General features: G+C 66.1%; 11 protein-coding genes. 7 read left to right on the top strand and 4 right to left on the bottom strand.

Translation table 11 applies throughout. The features are described 5' to 3' along the window. Nucleotides 1-35: 35 nt before the first annotated feature. Nucleotides 36-695: a beta-phosphoglucomutase gene (gene pgmB / locus HRU76_14965; GenBank protein ID QOJ18806.1), complete on the bottom strand. Its 660-nt coding sequence runs from the start codon at nucleotides 693-695 to the stop codon at nucleotides 36-38. Next, a complete protein-coding gene (locus tag HRU76_14960) occupies nucleotides 692-2,962 on the bottom strand; it encodes a glycoside hydrolase family 65 protein (protein ID QOJ18805.1) in 2,271 nt (756 codons plus the stop codon). The genes pgmB and HRU76_14960 overlap by 4 nt, the downstream gene beginning before the upstream one ends. A 272-nt stretch (nucleotides 2,963-3,234) precedes the next feature. Between HRU76_14960 and gap the strand changes: the two genes are divergently transcribed. The 6 genes from gap to HRU76_14930 all read left to right on the top strand — a co-directional run bounded on the left by gap (nucleotide 3,235) and on the right by HRU76_14930 (nucleotide 10,521). Continuing rightward, nucleotides 3,235-4,248 carry a type I glyceraldehyde-3-phosphate dehydrogenase gene (gene gap, locus HRU76_14955; protein ID QOJ18804.1) on the top strand — a complete coding sequence of 338 codons (1,014 nt, stop codon included), beginning with the start codon at nucleotides 3,235-3,237 and terminating at the stop codon, nucleotides 4,246-4,248. A gap of 89 nt (nucleotides 4,249-4,337) precedes the next feature. Beyond that, the gene (locus HRU76_14950) at nucleotides 4,338-5,522 is read left to right on the top strand and encodes a hypothetical protein (protein ID QOJ18803.1); all 1,185 of its coding nucleotides are present in this window, start codon (nucleotides 4,338-4,340) and stop codon (nucleotides 5,520-5,522) included. Nucleotides 5,523-6,409: 887 nt separating this feature from the next. Next, nucleotides 6,410-7,318, top strand: a complete 909-nt coding sequence (locus HRU76_14945; protein ID QOJ18802.1) for a succinate dehydrogenase — start codon at nucleotides 6,410-6,412, stop codon at nucleotides 7,316-7,318. A gap of 82 nt (nucleotides 7,319-7,400) precedes the next feature. Beyond that, nucleotides 7,401-7,862 carry a four helix bundle protein gene (locus HRU76_14940; protein ID QOJ18801.1) on the top strand — a complete coding sequence of 154 codons (462 nt, stop codon included), beginning with the start codon at nucleotides 7,401-7,403 and terminating at the stop codon, nucleotides 7,860-7,862. Between the two features lie 8 nt (nucleotides 7,863-7,870). Further along, nucleotides 7,871-9,694, top strand: a complete 1,824-nt coding sequence (locus tag HRU76_14935; GenBank protein QOJ18800.1) for a fumarate reductase/succinate dehydrogenase flavoprotein subunit — start codon at nucleotides 7,871-7,873, stop codon at nucleotides 9,692-9,694. A gap of 62 nt (nucleotides 9,695-9,756) precedes the next feature. Next, on the top strand, nucleotides 9,757-10,521 hold the full coding sequence (locus HRU76_14930; GenBank protein QOJ18799.1) for a succinate dehydrogenase/fumarate reductase iron-sulfur subunit: 765 nt from the start codon (nucleotides 9,757-9,759) through the stop codon (nucleotides 10,519-10,521). 9 nt (nucleotides 10,522-10,530) lie between these two features. Here the strand turns inward: HRU76_14930 and HRU76_14925 are convergent, their stop codons facing one another. Beyond that, nucleotides 10,531-13,428 (bottom strand): protein kinase, encoded by a 2,898-nt coding sequence (locus HRU76_14925; GenBank protein QOJ18798.1) that lies wholly within the window; start codon nucleotides 13,426-13,428, stop codon nucleotides 10,531-10,533. A gap of 13 nt (nucleotides 13,429-13,441) precedes the next feature. After that, a complete protein-coding gene (locus tag HRU76_14920) occupies nucleotides 13,442-14,077 on the bottom strand; it encodes a sigma-70 family RNA polymerase sigma factor (protein QOJ18797.1) in 636 nt (211 codons plus the stop codon). 79 nt (nucleotides 14,078-14,156) lie between these two features. On the opposite strand from HRU76_14920, the gene HRU76_14915 reads away from it, so the two are divergent. After that, nucleotides 14,157-17,465 (top strand): hypothetical protein, encoded by a 3,309-nt coding sequence (locus tag HRU76_14915; protein ID QOJ18796.1) that lies wholly within the window; start codon nucleotides 14,157-14,159, stop codon nucleotides 17,463-17,465. The last annotated feature ends 95 nt before the right edge of the window (nucleotides 17,466-17,560 follow it).

Here is a 17,560-nt window from a genome sequence, read left to right as displayed (position 1 = left end):
CAATCATAGTGCGGCTGCGTGAGCCATCCGACCCGTCACGTTCGCGCGTCCGGCCAGGTCACGACATCTTCGACGCGAAGCGACGCGAGGTCCGCCGCGCGCCGGTGGGCGCGAGGATCGCGGCCCGCCGGTCCGATCCCGATGACGCGCATCCCCGCCGCCAGCGCCCCGGCGACGCCCGATTCGGCATCCTCGACCACCACGCAATCGTCCGGCGCCGCGGCGCTGCGCCTGGCCGCCAGCAGGAACAGGTCCGGCGCGGGCTTGGGGGCCGCCGCGTCGTTGCCGTCGGCTACCGCGTCGAGCAGAGGCCGCAGGTTGAGCCGCTCCAGCAGCAGCGGCGCATTGCGGCTGGAACTCGCCACGGCCGTCTTCACACCCCGGGCCCGCAGGTCACGCAGCAGCTCGTGCGCGCCCGGAGCGGCGTCCTGGGGCGTGAGAGTCGCCAGCGCCTGGCGGTACAGGTCGTTCTTGCGTTCCGCCAGCCGCCGGCGCTCCACGTCGTCGTACGGACGCCCGGCGCGTTCCAGCAGAATCGCCAGCGAGGTCATCCGGTCCACCCCGCGCAGGCGATCATTGATCGTGCGATCGAACGGGACACCTTCCTCGTCCGCGATCCGCTTCCACGACTGGTAGTGCAGTTCGTCGGTATGCACCAGCACGCCGTCGAGATCGAAGATGACGCCGCGGATCACGTCGCCGCCTCCCATTGTTGCGCGGCGCCGGGCGCGATCACGCGACGATCTCCCCGCACGTTCACCGGACTGGGCGTGCCTCCGACGTTGCGAACCGTGACCTCGCCCGGCCTCGCGTCGACGAACACCCGCGACCCGCGCCACGCCAGCGGAAACGCCAGCCGCGTCCACCTGCCCGGCAGGCGCGGGTTGAGCGTGATCTCGTCCGCATGCATGGCCGACTCCAGCCCCGCGAAGCCGTGAACGACCACCTGCCACAAGCCGCCCGCGTTGGCGATGTGGACGCCCTCCGCCGCGCCGCCGCCGTGCGATGGATCAAGGTCGATGCCGCGTGAGCGCGTGAAGAACCGCCACGCCTCGTCATGCAGTCCCAGCCGCAGCGCGATCAGGGCATGCACCGCCGCGGAGAGCGAGGAATCGTGCGTCGTGAGCGGTACATAGAAGTCCCACGCGGCGCGCACCTCTTCATCGGTGAACTCCCGCGGAAACAGGTGCATCAGCATCAGCACATCCGCCTGCTTGAGCGCGCGGCTGCGGTACAGCCGCTCCTGCGGCACCTGCGAGCCGAGCGTGCGTGAGCGGTCCTTCCACAGGGCATCGAAGTCGAGCGGGGCCAGACGATGAAAATCCTCGCACTGAAGCACGAGGCGCGGATTGTCGGGATGCCTCGGGATTGGCAGCGAGCGGGCCGCGTCCCGCCACGGCCCGCGCTCCGCGTCGCTCACGCCGTCGCGCCCGTTGCAGAACTTCGCCGCCAGGGACAAGGCGAAGGCCGCCAGCCGGTTGGTGTAGGCGTTGTTGTGAGAGAGGGGCGTGTACTCGTCCGGTCCCATGACGCCGAGAATCGACGGGTGATCCTCGCCGGGGCGGCGGTCCATGCGGGCCATCCAGTACCGTGCGGCCTCCGCCAGTACGCGGCACACCTCGGGGCGACGAAGGAACGCGTCGTCTCCCGCGGCACGCGAGAGATACGCCAGCCCGTACACCACGTCCGCCGTGACGTGAATCTCGTGATCGGCGTACTGCCAGTTGGGACAGCACTCGTCGCCAGCGGGGTCCGACTCCCACGCGTACTTCGCCCCCGGGTACCCCGCCTTGGCGGCGTTGCGTTTCGCGCCTTCCAATGAAGCGACGCGGAAGTCCGCCAGCGTGCGCGCCCGTGCCGGATCGACGTGCGCGAAGAACGGCAGCAGGAACATTTCCGTGTCCCAGAAGAAGCGCCCCCAGTACGCCTCGCCCGCGTAGCCCTTGGCGTCGATGGCCAGCCCGGACGAGTCCCCCGGATGCGACCGCAGCAGGTGAAAGATCGCGGCTCGGATCGCCCGCTGCGAATCCGCATCGCCCTCGATCAGGATGTCCGCGCGATTCCATCGCTCGCGCCACGCGGCGGCATGCCGTGTCAGCAGTTCCTCGTACGGACCATCCGGCGGGGCGGGCGGCGCCTCGCTGCCTCGATGGATGGTCGTTCGTTTCTCGACCACCCACGATTCACCGGGCGGGAGCCGGCGTGAAGCCCTCACCAGGCCGCGGCGGCCATCCACGACGCGCTCCAAGTCGCCCGACGCCAGCAGGATGGTCCGCACCGAAACAGTTTCGCCCGAATCGAGCGTCACGCGACAGCCGAGTTCCGCCGGCTCGGCTGCAACGGTGGACGCATGGTCGTCGCCGGGCGGGTTGAACGCCACATCCGTGAAGTGATCCCAGCCGTTGGTGCGCACGTCTCCATCGATGCCCGCTTCGACGGCGGCCTCGCCCGTTCGGTTCACGGTCAGCACGCCGCGCTGCACCAGTGTGCGCGGCCGGTCGCCCGCGACCACGAATCGCTCCGTGCGCCACGTGGCCTCGATGCCGCCCGTCGTGCGCCACACGGTCTTGCGCCGCAGCACCGCCGTGCGCAGGTCGAGGGCGCGCTCCTGATGGACGAGCATGGCGCGCGACGCATCCAGCCGCTCGCCCTCGATGACCGGCGTCAGCCACGCGATCCACGGCAGGTTAATGAGCTGGTTGTTGAGCAGCGGATGCTGGCCGTACACCCCCGGCACGTAGGCGCCCCACTTCGAGAGCGCGTGGCGCATGCGCTCGCTGGTCACGTTGGCGGGCAGACGCCAGTAGGTATCATTCTGCGGCGCCTCCGCGAGGGGCTCCTCCAGCGACCCGCGCAGGTGCAGCCCGTCCCAGCCGAGCGTGAACAGCCCCTCGAAGTGCTTGGCCGTCGCGGCGGAGAAGCCGCGCTCGACCAGCCGCCATGTGTCATCCGAATCAGACATGGCGGGGATGATACGAGGGGGCGGCGGGTCGTGAGCAGGGGGAACCTCACCACGAGCCGCGACCGTGAGGGAGCGCCCCCGCATCGCCCAGACGACTCGCACCCTTCGCCATCTCGCCCATCCGCGGCATACCCGCTCCACCTTCCCCTGAGCAACCCCCTCGCGCCAGCGCCATCCTCTCCATCCGTGTTCATCCGTGGGGCCATCCCCGTTTCACTTCCGGGGGACGCCTCCATATCCTCCCGCTTTCCCACGGGTGGAGGACTTTCTTCATGGCCATCAGGATCGCCATCAACGGGTTCGGGCGCATCGGGCGGCTGGTCTACCGCATCGCCATGCAGCAGGGGGGGTTCGAGGTGGTCGCGGTCAACGACCTCGTGCCCGCCGACAACCTGGCCTACCTGCTCACCTACGACACCATGCACCGCCGCTTCAGCAAGCCGGTGACGGTGGCCGAGGGCGGCTTCTCCTGCGAAGGCCGGCTCACGCGCACGTTCGCCGAGAAGGACCCCGCCGCCCTGCCGTGGAAGAATCTGGGCGTCGATTACGTGCTGGAATCCACCGGGCTGTTCACCGACTTGGAGGGCTCCTCCAAGCACCTGGCCGCCGGGGCCAAGCGCGTGCTGATCTCCGCGCCCACCAAGTCGGACAAAGACATTCCGACCATGGCCTACAAGGTCAACCACGAGACCTACGACCCGGCGAAGCACCGCATCGTCTCCAACGCCTCCTGCACCACCAACTGCCTCGCGCCGGTGGCCAAGGTGATCAACGACGCCTTCGGGCTGGAAGAGGGGCTGATGACGACGATCCACGCCGTCACCGCCACGCAGCCCACGCAGGATGGCCCCAGCAAGAAGGACTGGCGCGGCGGGCGCAACGCCTATCACAACATCATCCCCGCCTCTACCGGCGCCGCCAAGGCCGTGGCCCTGTGCATCCCCGCGCTGAAGGGCAAGCTCACGGGCATGTCCTTCCGCGTGCCCACGGCGGATGTGTCGGCGGTTGACCTCACCTTCCGCACCAGCCGTCCGACGAAGCTGGCCGAGATCAACGCGGCGATGAAAGCCGCCGCGCAGGGGCCGATGCAGGGCGTGCTGGCGTACACCGAGGATGAAGTGGTGTCGAGCGACTTCATCAGCGACCCGCACAGCTCCATCTTCGATGCCAAGGCGGGCATTGAACTGAACGACCGCTTCTTCAAGGTGGTGTCGTGGTACGACAACGAGTGGGGCTACGCCGCCCGCTGCGTGGACATGCTGCGGATGTTTGCGGGGCGGGAGTAGGCCGGAAGGGACCAGTTCGGCGAAGTCGATTATCCTGTGTGCAGGGCACGTCGTAACCGCGTACACCTCACGAAGTGCGAGGATGCACCATGCAGGACACCTTCACGGTCTCCCTTGATCGTCGTGAGTACCGTTGGATGCACGATGACGACATTCAGGATGTCGGGCGTGCGTGGGAGTGGGTTGACAATCGGTACGAGGTGGTAGAGTCACCAGATTCGCGGATTCAGCGCCTCAATGAACTGTTTGGCGAGCACTGCCTTGAGGAGTTCGTCGCATCGTGCGAATCGCGAGAGGAGCTTGCCCGAGCTGTCCAAGTTGTCGGAGCAATGGGTCTGGCGCGAGAGTTGATGATCCTCGTCGCCCAGAACCGGTTTGAGGGATTGCCGTATGCATCGTTACTTCACGAGTGCAAGCCTGAGATCGAGGAGGAGTTCCTGCTCCATCAACAGATCGCTAAAACCGCGGTTGCCGGGTCCAATCCATTCAATGATTCGGTGCTTCGGGATTGGCTGACGAGTGGTGATGTCACGATGCCAGAGTGGTTGACATCGGGGCCGATCATGGTCACCGGGTGCAAGCCGTTTAGTGCGTTGGACTTCGTGGCGTTCCTCAAGCGCCATGGCCTTGATCCATGCGAGGGTGCGTCCGACGATGTGGGCGTGATCATCATTGGAAGGGAGGACTGGAGCCGCGACTTCGTGGACGGCCAGATTGAACTGCGGACGGGTAAGAACCTGCATGTGTTGAGCCAGGAACTTCTCGTCGCGATGATCGCCAATGGACAGGATCCGTTCGATGGTGACAGCCATCTGGGTGTCTTGGATCGCTTCCGGACAACGCATCCAGGACTCGAGTATGTCTCGGAGGGATGGCCCGGCTGGGTGAAGATCTGGGTGCAGCCGCGATCCGGAAAGAGTGGTAAGCGCACGTTCACGGAATGGGCACACAACGAATCGTTGCTCAAAGCATGCGGCTACGAAGTCGGGAAGACTTCGACCTTGACGCGCGAGCAGAGGCACGGCATTCTCGATTTCGCCTTTCAGAGAGCGTCGATCCCACCACACTGCGCCGATTGGGGGGCCGCAGGATCAGGACCACGCCTCCAAGCAATGGCGTACCACATTGCATGGCTCGTCGGAAAGTACGCCGCTGAGACTCGCAAAGACATGTCGGTTGCTGTGGCGGATTGGACGTCTGACCTCGCGTGGCTCAAGGATCGTTTCTACCGAGGACACATGAAGTTTCGTTGGCCAGATCCTCGCGTGGGTTGAACTATCGCTGGGTCGATGGCAACGATAGCGGTTCGCACATGTACAGGGGTTTGTTTCAAGGCGCAGCGAGTATTATTGCGGCTGGGTTCATCCCAGGAACCCGCCCCAGCGGGGCGGCGGAATGTAGCAACGGGTGGATCGACCCCCCCCCGTGGGGGGGGGGGGGGCGAGCGGAACCCGTGGGTCGAGTCCCCCCCTTACATATTGCCCCGGAGGGGCAAAGGAATCGCTCGACCATCGGCTCGACCATCGGCACCGATCCGCGTTGATCTCATGCGTCGGAACGATCAATCTCGCAAGGCGCATCAAGTACGAGACAACGCCTCCGCCCCTGCCGGGGCGGGATTCTTTCTCTACCGTTCCCACGGGCTGGCGCCCGTGACTACATTCCCGCGCCCCGCTGGGGCGAAGACCGCGCGCTGCCACATCGCGCCGCGACGCTGGAGCACAAGTGCGTGATCGTGCGGCTGCCCGCGTTTGAGCGGATGCTCGTGGAGGAGGCGGAGCCGGTTGAGTAGGGTGGGATGACGCCTTGGGAATCCCACCTGTTCGATGTGCGGTTGTTCGGTCTGCTTCGGGCGATGGTGTGGTTCGAGCCCTCACCCCACGCTGCGAGTGCGTCGATACTCCCGCCCTCTCACGACTCCCGGCTGCGGCACGGGCACGCGGCCATCGGCATCCGGCGGCAGGGGGAGGCCAGTCGAAGCGACCGCGTCTTCACACGGGGCATGGAGCGAGTCGGCCTGCGGCGTGGCGGAAGATCAGGGAACTCCCCCTGAATCCCGCGCGGCGGCTGGAATGATCCCACGCCCCCGATATCCTGTTCGATCCCGGCCCGGGACCCGTGCCCCGCGACCGGGCAGACGGTCGGATGGAGGCGCTGCTTCATGGCACGAACGGATCTTCCGCTGCCCCAGGTTCGGGCGTTCACGCAGACATCGCGGGTGGATCGCTGGTGGCTTCAGCCGCTGCTGACGTTTCTCGGGCTGTTCGCGTTCATCGTGTACGGCACGTGGGCGGCGTGGCAGGGGGACAACTACGGCTCGCACGCGGGAGCGGCGTCGGTGGGCGTATTCGGGGGCGGGGCCTCCATCGCCCACTACCTCTCGCCCATGTACTCGCCCCTGCTGTGGGACTCGCCCCACTGGGTGGACGGGGCGGGGAACGTGGTGCGGACGGGGCACTCGTGGTTCGGCGCGTGGCCTTCGTGGATTCCCGCGGCCATCGCCTTCATGCCCATCACGCCCGCGTTCCTGATCCTGTGGATGCCCGGCGGCTTCCGCTTCACCTGCTACTACTACCGCGGGGCGTACTACAAGGCCTTCTGGCAGGATCCGACGAGCTGCGCCGTCGGCGAACCGGGGTTCCGGGGGACGAAGTACCGGGGCGAGCGGTGGTTTCCGCTGGTGCTGCAGAACGTCCACCGCTACTTCCTGTACCTGGCGATTCTGTTCATCTTCATCCTGACGTACGACGCGATCGTGTCGTATATCTTCACCGACCCGGCGACGGGGTCGAAGTCCTTCGGCATCGGCGTGGGGTCGCTGGTGCTGACGATCAACCCCATCCTGCTGGGCGGCTACACGTTCGGCTGCCACTCGCTGCGTCACCTGGTGGCGGGGCGGTTCGACCTGATGTCAAAGCACCCCGGCCGCAAGAAGGCGTACGACTGCGTCTCGTGCCTGAATCGCAAGCACATGCTGTGGGCGTGGCTGTCGCTGTTCTGGGTGGGGTTCACGGACGTGTACGTGCGGCTGACGGCGGCGGGGGTGTGGGTGGATTACCGGTTGGTGTAGGGGTGGGAGAGTGCTGGGTGCTGGGTGCTGAGTGCTGAGTGCTGAGTTCGGAAGGTGAAGGACCCATTGAACGGTGTGTGCCATGGCGATTGAGCGGTTCGAGGACATCATCGGGTGGCAGAGGGCGCGGGAGTTGACGCGTCAGGTGTACCGCGTGACGCGCGAGCCGCAGTTCGCGCGCGAGTACGCGATGGTGAATCAGATCCGCAGTGCATCCATTTCGATCATGTCAAATGTCGCCGAAGGATTCGAGCGATCGCGGCCCGCCGAGTTCCGTCAGTTTCTTTCGACCGCCAAAGCGTCATGCGCCGAGGTGCGGTCGGTTCTGTATGCCGCGCACGACGCCGCACTGCTGACCGACGGCGAGTTCCGCACGATGATGTCGATTGCCGAAGAGACCGGGCGTTTGATCGGCGTGCTCCGGGCGTCAATTCGCGGAGGGCCGGCCCGGCGACGCCCGTCCGAACGGCCGGCAGGCGACCGAGTGGTGAACTCAGCACTCAGCACCCAGCACTCAGCACTTCGCCGTCAACCCGAGGAGTAAGTCGCCGCATGTCTTCCGACCGCTTCATCATTCACGAACACGACGTCATCGTCATCGGAGCCGGCGGCGCGGGGCTTCGTGCCGCCATCGAGGCCTCAGCGCGCGGCTGCCGCGTCGCGGTCATCTGCAAGTCGCTGCTGGGCAAGGCCCATACGGTGATGGCCGAGGGGGGCATGGCGGCGGCGATGGCCAACGTCGATGACCGCGACTCGTGGAAGGTTCACTTCGCCGACACCATGCGTGGCGGGCAGTACCTCAACAACTGGCGCATGGCGGAACTGCACGCCAAGGAAGCCCCCGAGCGCGTGCGCGAACTGGAAGCATGGGGCGCGGTGTTCGACCGCACGAAGGACGGCCGCATCCTCCAGCGCAACTTCGGCGGGCACCGCTACCCGCGGCTGGCCCACGTGGGCGACCGCACCGGGCTGGAGATGATCCGCACGCTGCAGGATCATGGGATTCACCAGGGCATTGATGTCTACATGGAGATGACGGCCCACACGCTTTTGATGGATGGCGGGCGCGTCGTCGGCGTGTTCGGGTATGACCGCGAACTGGGTCGCTTCCGCGTATGGAAGGCCGGTGCGGTGGTGCTGGCGACGGGCGGCATCGGGCGGGCCTTCCGCATCACCAGCAACTCGTGGGAGTACACCGGCGACGGGCACGCCCTGGCCTTCCGCGCCGGGGCGGACCTGATGGACATGGAGTTCGTGCAGTTTCACCCCACGGGGATGGTCTGGCCGCCCAGCGTGCGCGGCATTCTCGTGACCGAGGGTGTGCGCGGCGAGGGCGGGCGCCTGCTCAACAACAAGGGCGAGCGCTTCATGTTCAATGACATTCCCGAGAACTACCGCAACCAGACGGCCAGGGACGCCGAGGAGGGCTGGCGATACGTGACGGGCGACAAGTCCGCCAACCGCCCGCCGGAGCTGCTCACGCGCGACCATGTGGCGCGCTGCATCAACCGCGAGGTGAAGGCGGGTCGCGGCTCGCCGCACGGCGGGGTGTTCCTCGACATCGCGTGGATCAAGGAGAAGGTTCCCAACGGGGCGGAGCACATCAGGAAGAAGCTGCCGTCGATGTATCACCAGTTCAAGCAGCTGGCCAACGTCGATATCACGCAGGAGTCGATGGAGGTCGGCCCGACCACCCACTACGTGATGGGCGGCGTGAAGGTGGATGGCGACACGCAGATGTCCACGGTGCCCGGGCTGTTCGCGGCGGGCGAGGTGGCGGCGGGGCTGCACGGGGCCAACCGGCTGGGCGGCAACTCGCTGTCGGACCTGGTGGTCTTCGGCAAGCGGGCGGGCGAGTACGCGGCGGCGTTCGCCAGGCAGCATGGGGCGGGGTCGATCAACCCGGCGCAGGTGGAAGAGGCGGAGCGGCGCGCTCTCGAGCCGTTCGAGCGGGGTGAGCGGGGGGAGAACCCCTACGCGATCCAGAGTGAACTGCAGGGCTTCATGCAGGATCTGGTGGGCATCGTGCGCATCCAGAGCGAGATGGAGCAAGCGCTCGACAAGATCGAGCATCTGAAGAAACGGGCGGCCAACGTGGGCGTGCCGGGCAACCGGGAGTACAACCCCGGCTGGCACACGGCGGTCGATCTGGCCAACCTGCTCACCGTCGCCGAGGCGGTGACCAAGGCGGCCATCGAGCGCAAGGAAAGCCGCGGCGCTCAGTTCCGCGAGGACTACCCGAGCAAGAGCGAGGAGTACGGCGGCTTCAACATCGTGCTGCGGCCCGGCGCGGGCGGGTCGATGAACGTGGTGCGTCAGCCGCTCACGCCGCTTCCCCCGGAACTGAAGCAGATCATCGAGGAGCAGGCGAAGTGAGTGGGGAAGGCAGCAGGTAACAGGCATCAGGAAATCGGCACTCAGCACTTTCGGACTCCACCATGCCCCAAGTCACTTTCCGAATCTGGCGCGGCGACAAGAACGGCGGCTCGTTCAAGGAGTACTCCACCAACGTCACCGAAGGCATGGTGGTGCTTGATTGCGTGCATCAGATCCAGGCGGAAAGCGCGCCGGACCTGGCCTGCCGCTGGAACTGCAAGGCCGGCAAGTGCGGGTCGTGCTCCGCCGAGATCAACGGCATGCCCAAACTCATGTGCATGACGCGCATGGACACGCTGCCGACGGACCAGCCCGTCACCATCGAGCCGATGCACGCCTTTCCGTCGATCCGCGACCTCGTCACCGATGTGTCGTGGAACTACCGCGTCAAGAAGCGGATCAAGCCCTTCACCCCCCGCAAGCCCGATGCGCCGGACGGCACCTGGCGCATGGACCAGGCGGATGTGGACCGGGTGCAGGAGTTCCGCAAGTGCATCGAGTGCTTCCTGTGCCAGGACGTCTGCCACGTGCTGCGCGACCACCACAAGCACGATGAGTTCTGGGGACCGCGGTTCTTCGTCTACGCCGCCGCGCTGGAGATGCACCCGCTGGACACCGAAGACCGGCTGAAGGATCTGAAGGATGACGGCAACCTCGGCTACTGCAACATCACCAAGTGCTGCACCAAGGTGTGCCCGGAGCACATCACCATCACGGACAACGCCATCATTCCGCTCAAGGAGCGGGTGATCGACGAGTTCTACGACCCGGTGAAGAAACTTTTCCGCATCTTCCGGCCGGCCAAGAAGGCGGCCGGCGCCCGCTGACGCGGCGCCTCATTGATCATCTTCAACGGACGCCCGCACCAGGTCGGCCAGGGCGGCGTCGCACCGCGCCACCGACTCCGCCAGCCGCGGCGCCATCGCCAGGTCGTGGTCGCTGAGACGGTCGGCCTCCTCGAGACGTCGCCAGAGCGCCTGCGCCCGGGCGTAGGCCTCGCGGGCGCGGCGCCAGTGAAGGGTGCGATCGGCGGCGTCGGCAATGAGAGCGGCCTGTCTTGCGAGCACGTCGCCGAGCCGTCCACTGACGACCGCCACGTCGCGCCGGAACTGGTGGTTGTCCGGGTGCCGCGCCGTCAGCAGCTCGAACCGATCCCGTGCTTCCGCGAGTTGTCGAATGGATTCGGAGAGGTCGCCTTCCTCGTCCAGAACCTCCCCCAGTTTCTGATGAGCGATGGCGGCGTCGCGCTGAATCTCCGGATCGCCCGTCATCCGGCGGGCCAGCTCATCGCGGAGGCGCGAGGACTGCTCGAACATGGCTCTCGCCGCGGCGCGTTCTCCCAGCAACAGATGCATCGTGCCCACGCGCTCCTGCGAAAGCCCCAGGAGGCGCTGACGACCGGGGTTGTCCGGATCCTCCTGCACGAGTCGCTCGAAGGTCTCCAGGGCGCGCAGGTAGTGGGCGCGGGCTTCTTCCGGTTTCCCGGCGTTGGGGAAGGCCGGGTGACCCAGCGCGTCGCCCACCTTGATGCAGCCGATGGCGAACATCTGCCTCGCCTGCCGACTGGTCGGGTCGCGCTCCATGACGGTGCGGTACCCGTCAAGCGCAACCTCGAACGACTTCACCGCGCCGAGCACGTCGCCGTCGAACTGCCGCAGGTTGCCGATTTTTTCGTGATGCACCGCGCTGGTGCGGCGGGCGTCCATGTTGGCGGGGTCATTGGCGGCGAGCGCGTCGAAGTGACGCGAGGCCTCCACGTAGGACGTCATCGCCGCCTCGGTCTCACCGGAAGCGCTCTGAACATTGCCCATCTTCTCCAGGGCGATGGCGAGGTCGCGCACGGCGTTGATATCCTCGGGAAAGGCCGCGGCGAGGGCCTGGCGAACCTCGAGGGACCGCGTGAAGTGCGAGGCCGCCTCGGCGTGCCGTCCCGCCGATTCCAGCAGCGTTCCCAGGCGCTCGTGAACAACGCCGAGGACGCGGCGCACGCCGAAGCTCTGCGGCTGCGCCCGCTCCAGCGGAACAATGATCGACTCGGCCTGGTGGTACTGCTGCCGCGCCTCATCTGATCGCCCGAGGTTGGGAAAGCTCGGGTTGCCCAGCAGGTCGCCCAGCCGCACGTGGCTGAAGGCCAGCATGACGTGATCGTTGAGATCGGGGTTGGCTCGCGTGCTCAGCGCGGCGCGAATCCTGTTGGCGGCCCGCGCCTCGTCCAATGCTTCGGTCAGGTCGCCGCGCCACGCCAGCACATCGGCGCGACCGGCTCGAAGCTCCGCTTCCACCCGTCTCGCCTCGGGGTTGGCTTCGGTGGCGTGGGGGTGGATGATCGACAGCGCCTTGCCGTAGCTGGCCAGGGCGCCGGCGGTGTCGCCGAGGTTGGGCGTGTTGGGTCGTCCCTGCAGGTCGCCGATCTTGAGGTACGCGCTTGCCAGCTCCACTTCCAGCGAAGGGTCTCCGCCTGACTCGGCGGTGAGAAGGTCCAGGTATGGAAGCGCCTGGGAGACCATGAGCTCCTTCACCTGCGTGCGTCCGGGCAGATCGCGCGTGAACTGATCCGACTCGAAAATGAGCGTGCGGACGAATCGCCTGGCCTCTTCGAAGCGGCGCTCGGCGCGGGTGCGGTGATTCTGGGCCACGCCGGCCTGCCAGATGGACACGCCCAGCCCCACGATCAGGGAGGCGAGCACAAGAGAGCCGGCCGTCACCGCCAGCCGGTTGCGGCGGACGAACTTGACCGTGCGGTATCGAAGCGTGTCCGGGCGGGCCAGAATCGTCTGGCCTTCGAGGTAGCGGCGCAGATCCTCGGCGAACTCGCCCGCGCTCTGGTATCGGCGGGGCGGCTCCTTGGCGAGCGCCTTCAGGAGAATCGTCTCCACCTCGTCGGGAATACGCCGGTTGAGCGCGCGCGGACGCAGCGGCGTCGATTCGATGATGTGATTGAGCGACTCGCGGACCGGCCCCTCGACCGGATAGGGGAAGCGCCCGGTGAGCGCCTGGTAGAGCATGACGCCCAGGGCGTACACGTCGGTGCGGGTGTCGGCGTTGGTGCCTTCGCCGCGCGCCTGCTCCGGGCTGGTCCACGGCAGCGAGCCGACGAAGTGGTCGCTGGAGATGGTTCGCCATACCGCACCGCCGTGCGATTCGTCCGCCAGCGTGGCCAGGCCGAAGTCGAGGACATGGGGCTCTCCGGCGGCGTCGATCCGGACATTGGATGGCTTGAGGTCGCGGTGAATGACGCCGCGCTGGTGAGCGAAGTTCACCGCCGAGGCGATGCGGATGAACAGCCGAAGGATGTCATCGATGGGAATCGTCGCGGCATCACCCAGGCCGCGCAGGTGCTCGGCAAGGGAGACGCCGTCGAGATGCTCCATCACGAAGAAGAGCCGTCCGTCCTGCGACTCGCCGCTGTCGTAGATGCGCACGATGTTGGGATGCCGCAGGCGGGCGGCCAGGTCGATTTCGCGCTCGAATCGTCGGCGAGACGACTCAGACGCCAGGCCGCCATCGAGGAGCACCTTGATCGCCACGCGCTGTCCGGTGGATCGCTGCACCGCCCGGTAGACGACGCCCTGTCCGCCGCGACCCAGTTCAGCCAGATCGTCATACCCGGAGATGACCGGCGGCTTCCCGCCGCGCTGACGCGCCGCGCGGACCTCGCCCAGCAGCCGCTCCTCGTCACTGAACCATGTCGTCGTCTCGTGATTCATGGCGTGGGCGCGGGGTGGCACGGACATGACGTGACGGGGATCAACCTTCCTCGGCCACCTGTTCGGCGACCAGAGCGGACAGTCGCCGCAGGATGCGCGACTTGGCCTGGTACACCTGATCCACGCTCAGGCCCAGTTCGTCCGCCGTGTCGCGGGCGTCACGCCCGTCAATGGCGTACAGGGAGAAGGCCTGGCGGTCCTGCTCGGAGAACTCGATTTCGATCGTTCGCATCGCCAGGCGCAGGTGGTACTGCCTCCATTCCAAGTCCCATTGCTCATCGGATGGCGTCTCGGCGCCGAACGCCTCGGCGCGCGACCCCATTCCCTCTAGCTCCACATCGCCCGCCTTCTGACGCGATCGCCGGAAAATGGCGTGAAGCGTCACGGTCTTCAGATACGAACGGAACTTGCCCCTGGTCGGGTCGTACTCGAATCCGGGCATCCGACGGGTCAGGGCGAGCAGCACGTCCTGGACCACGTCATCGCAATCCGAGGGTTGCAGTCCTTTGCGCTCCGCGACGTTGCGGATCAGGTCGCCGTAGCGTGCGGCGAACTCGGTCCACGCGGCGTGGTCTTCCACGTCGGCAAGCCGGGCGAGCAGGGTGACATGGGTGGAGTGAACCAGCACGCGAATGGCTCCGGCCGACGCTTCCAAGAGGATACACCAGAAAAACATCGCGGCTGGTTTCAGATTCGCCACGCCGAACGCTACGTCCTTCTGACTGGGTCACTTCGCACCCGGAGGAGGCGATCAAATGAAGGCGTTCAATCGGCGATGGACGGGATTCGGCGTGGCGGCGGCGGCAGGGCTGGTGACTGGCGGCTCGGCCCTGGGGCAGGTCGATGCGACCTGGATCGGTCCCAACACGGGGAACTGGAGCAACCTGGCGAACTGGGACACCTCGTTCGTGCCAAACAACGGCAATGGCGGGCAGAACTACTTCGTCATCGTGGATGGCAGCAGCGGCCAGGCGACCAGCGTGCTGATGGACCTGAACGTGGCCATTCACGGGCTGCGCATCAACGCGGGCGACCTGGTGGAGATTCAGAATGACCGCTTCCTGGCCCTTGTCTCCAACCCGATGCTCGTGAACAACGGCACGCTGTTCGTGAACTCGGAAGGCGCCAGCACCGATCTGCGCCTCGGCGTCGATCTCACGATGAGCGGTTCGGGCCTCCTGCGCCTGTCAGACAACCCGAACAACCGCGTCCTCTACAACTTCGGCGGGATCGCCCGGCTGACCAACGACACGCAGCACACCATCGCGGGGTCGGGCGCGATCGGGCTCGATCTTCTCAACGTCGACAACCGTGGAACCATTCAGGCCGACCAAGTCAATCCGCTGGTGATCGACTGGCGAGGCAGCGCCAATTCCAACTCCGGCGTGATGCGCGCCTCCAACGGCGGCACGCTCCGCATCCTGAACACGCCACTTGACAATACCGGGGGCGTGATCCGGGCCAACAACGGGTCGGCGGTGTCGCTTGAGGGCGCCGGGATTGTCGGCGGCTCGCTGACCACGGGCGGCAGCGGCGGCATCTTTGCAACAGGAAACGTCTCATCGCTGACCGACGTGACGAACCTCGGCTCACTCCGAGTGCCCAACGGCGCGATGCTGGTGCTTGCCGGCACGATCACCAACAACCAGATCATTTCGATGGAGGGCGTCAACGCCGCCACCGACCTTCGGCTGGCATCGGTTCCCACGATTCTGACCGGCTCAGGCCAGATTCACATGACGGACAACCCGAACAACCGCCTGCTGTACAACTTTGGCGGCATCACCACGCTGGAGAACGACGTCAATCACACGATTCGCGGTTCAGGTCAGTTGGGGCTTGACCTCATCCACCTGACCAATCGCGGACTGGTTCAGGCCGATCAGCCCACGGCGCTGGTCGTGGATCTCCGAGGCGACCAGTCGAACAACATCAACCTGGGAACGATGAAGGCGACGAGCGGCGGGGCGATGCGCATCGTCAACACCGGCATCGACAACTCCGGGGGGCAGTTGCTGGCCGAGGCCGGGTCGGTCATTCAACTGGAAAGCTCCGGGATCGTCGGCGGAGCGCTCCGCACCACGGGGGATGGCGCATTCCAGACCGCTGGCTCACCCTCTTCGCTGACCGACGTGACGAACGAGGGTCTGTTCCGCGTGCCCAACGGGTCATTCTTGATCCTCGCCGGAACCATCCAGAACGAGGGCTTGATTTCGCTTGAGTCCACGGGGACGGCCACCGATGTTCGCATCCACACCAGCCCGGTCCTTCTCACGGGCGGCGGTGAACTGAGGATGGGCAACAATGCCTCCAACCGGCTGCTCTACAACTTCGGCGGCATTACGCGACTCGAGAATGACACCGACCACACCATTCGCGGGGTGGGCCAGTTCGGTGTGGACCTGATCCATCTCACCAATCGCGGGCTGATCCAGGCGGATCAGGCGACCGGGCTCTTCATCGACCTGCGCGGCGGCGTCGCCGACAACTTCAACACCGGCATGCTGCAGGCGATCGGCGGCGGATTGATGCGCCTTGTCAACACGGGGCTCGACAACACCGACGGCGTGGTTCGGGCGGAAGCCGGTTCGGTGGTGCAACTGTGGAGCTCGGGGATCAAGGGCGGTGTGCTGGAGACCGACGGAACCGGGCTGATTCAGATGGTGGGACCGACTTCGGTCATCGATGGGCTTGTGAACCAGGGGACCGTCTCCGTGCCGGACGGAACGTCGCTGGTTCTCGCCAATACGGTCACGAACAACGGCGTTCTCTCGCTTGAATCAGCAGGCAACGCCGCGGACATCCGCATCGGCACCGAAACCGTGATCCTGACAGGTACGGGCGAACTCCGCATGTCCGACAACGGCGGCAATCGGATTCTCTACAACTTCGGCAACATCACCGTGCTGGAGCACGAGGCGGGTCACACGATCCGCGGCACCGGTCAGTTCGGCGTGGATCTGATCAACATCATCAATCGCGGCACCATCCAGTCGGATCAGCCCGGTGGGATGGTCATTGACACGCGCGGCTTCACCCAGAACGGCACGCTCCGCGTGATCAACAACTCCGTGATGACGATCGCGACAGCGCCGATGACCGTCGCCGGCGACGCCTTCGTCCAGGCGGGGTCAACGCTCAACCGGACGGGTGACTGGGTTCAAACCGCCGGAACCACGCACGTGGACGGTTCACTGGGCGTTTCGTCCGGTCCGTTCTCGCTGCAGGGCGGCGTTCTCAGCGGTTCAGGCAACGTCAACGTGGGAGTCAACAACAGCGGGGGCGTGGTCTCGCCGGGCGCCTCCGCCGGCAACCTGCGCATCAACGGCGCCTACACGCAGGGTGAGAACGGAGCCCTCAAGATTGAACTGGGCGGCCTCTCACCGGGCACGGAGCACGATGTGCTCACCGTGAGCGGGGCGGCCAACCTCAACGGCGTGCTGCTGCTTTCCGCCATCAACGGCTTCCTTCCCAAGAATGGGGCCGAGTTTACCATCCTCAACGCCGCCTCCCGTACGGGGCAACTCACCGTCGTCGCCGACGAGTCGCTGTGCGACTACGAGTTTGACGTGACCTACACGGCGACCTCCGTGGTCGTGAAGGCCAACCTCGTCACCAGCATCACCGGCTTCTCCGTGGTGCGCGGGAACCTGATGACGGGCGGAATCCCCGAACTGCGGCTCTCCGACGATCAATACCTTCGCACCAAGTCCGGCTTCGGACAGACGTTCACGGACCTGCACTCGATGGAGATCGTCTTCGACACGCAGACGACCGAGCAGTCGCCGACGCACGTGGACGTTCACGTCGAGTCGCGCATCAACTCGACCGGCGGCACGGCCCGCGTGAGATTGTGGAACTGGAACACCAGCCAGTACGAACAGATCGGCATCCACGCCATCGGGCAGGTGGACCAGGCCAACGACTTCCTCGATCGAGACGCGGCGAAGTACGTGAGCTCCACCGGCGCTATCCGCCTCTCCGTTCGTCACGTCGTGATCGTTCCGGTGTTCGCCTTCCGCTTCGACTCGTTCTTCGACGTGGTGAGGATCTGCGTTGATTGACCTGGGCCGCCGACCCGACGGCCGCCCGGCTCATCCCACCCGCCCGCACGCGCAGGGGACGTGCGGGCGGTTTTCGTTGGAGCGACGACGCCCTC

It is taken from the genome of Phycisphaeraceae bacterium, from assembly GCA_015709595.1.
In the GTDB taxonomy this organism is placed as follows: domain Bacteria; phylum Planctomycetota; class Phycisphaerae; order Phycisphaerales; family SM1A02; genus CAADGA01.
The sequence above is the reverse complement of the archived record's forward strand: the minus strand, read 5'-3'. Positions and strand labels throughout refer to the sequence as shown.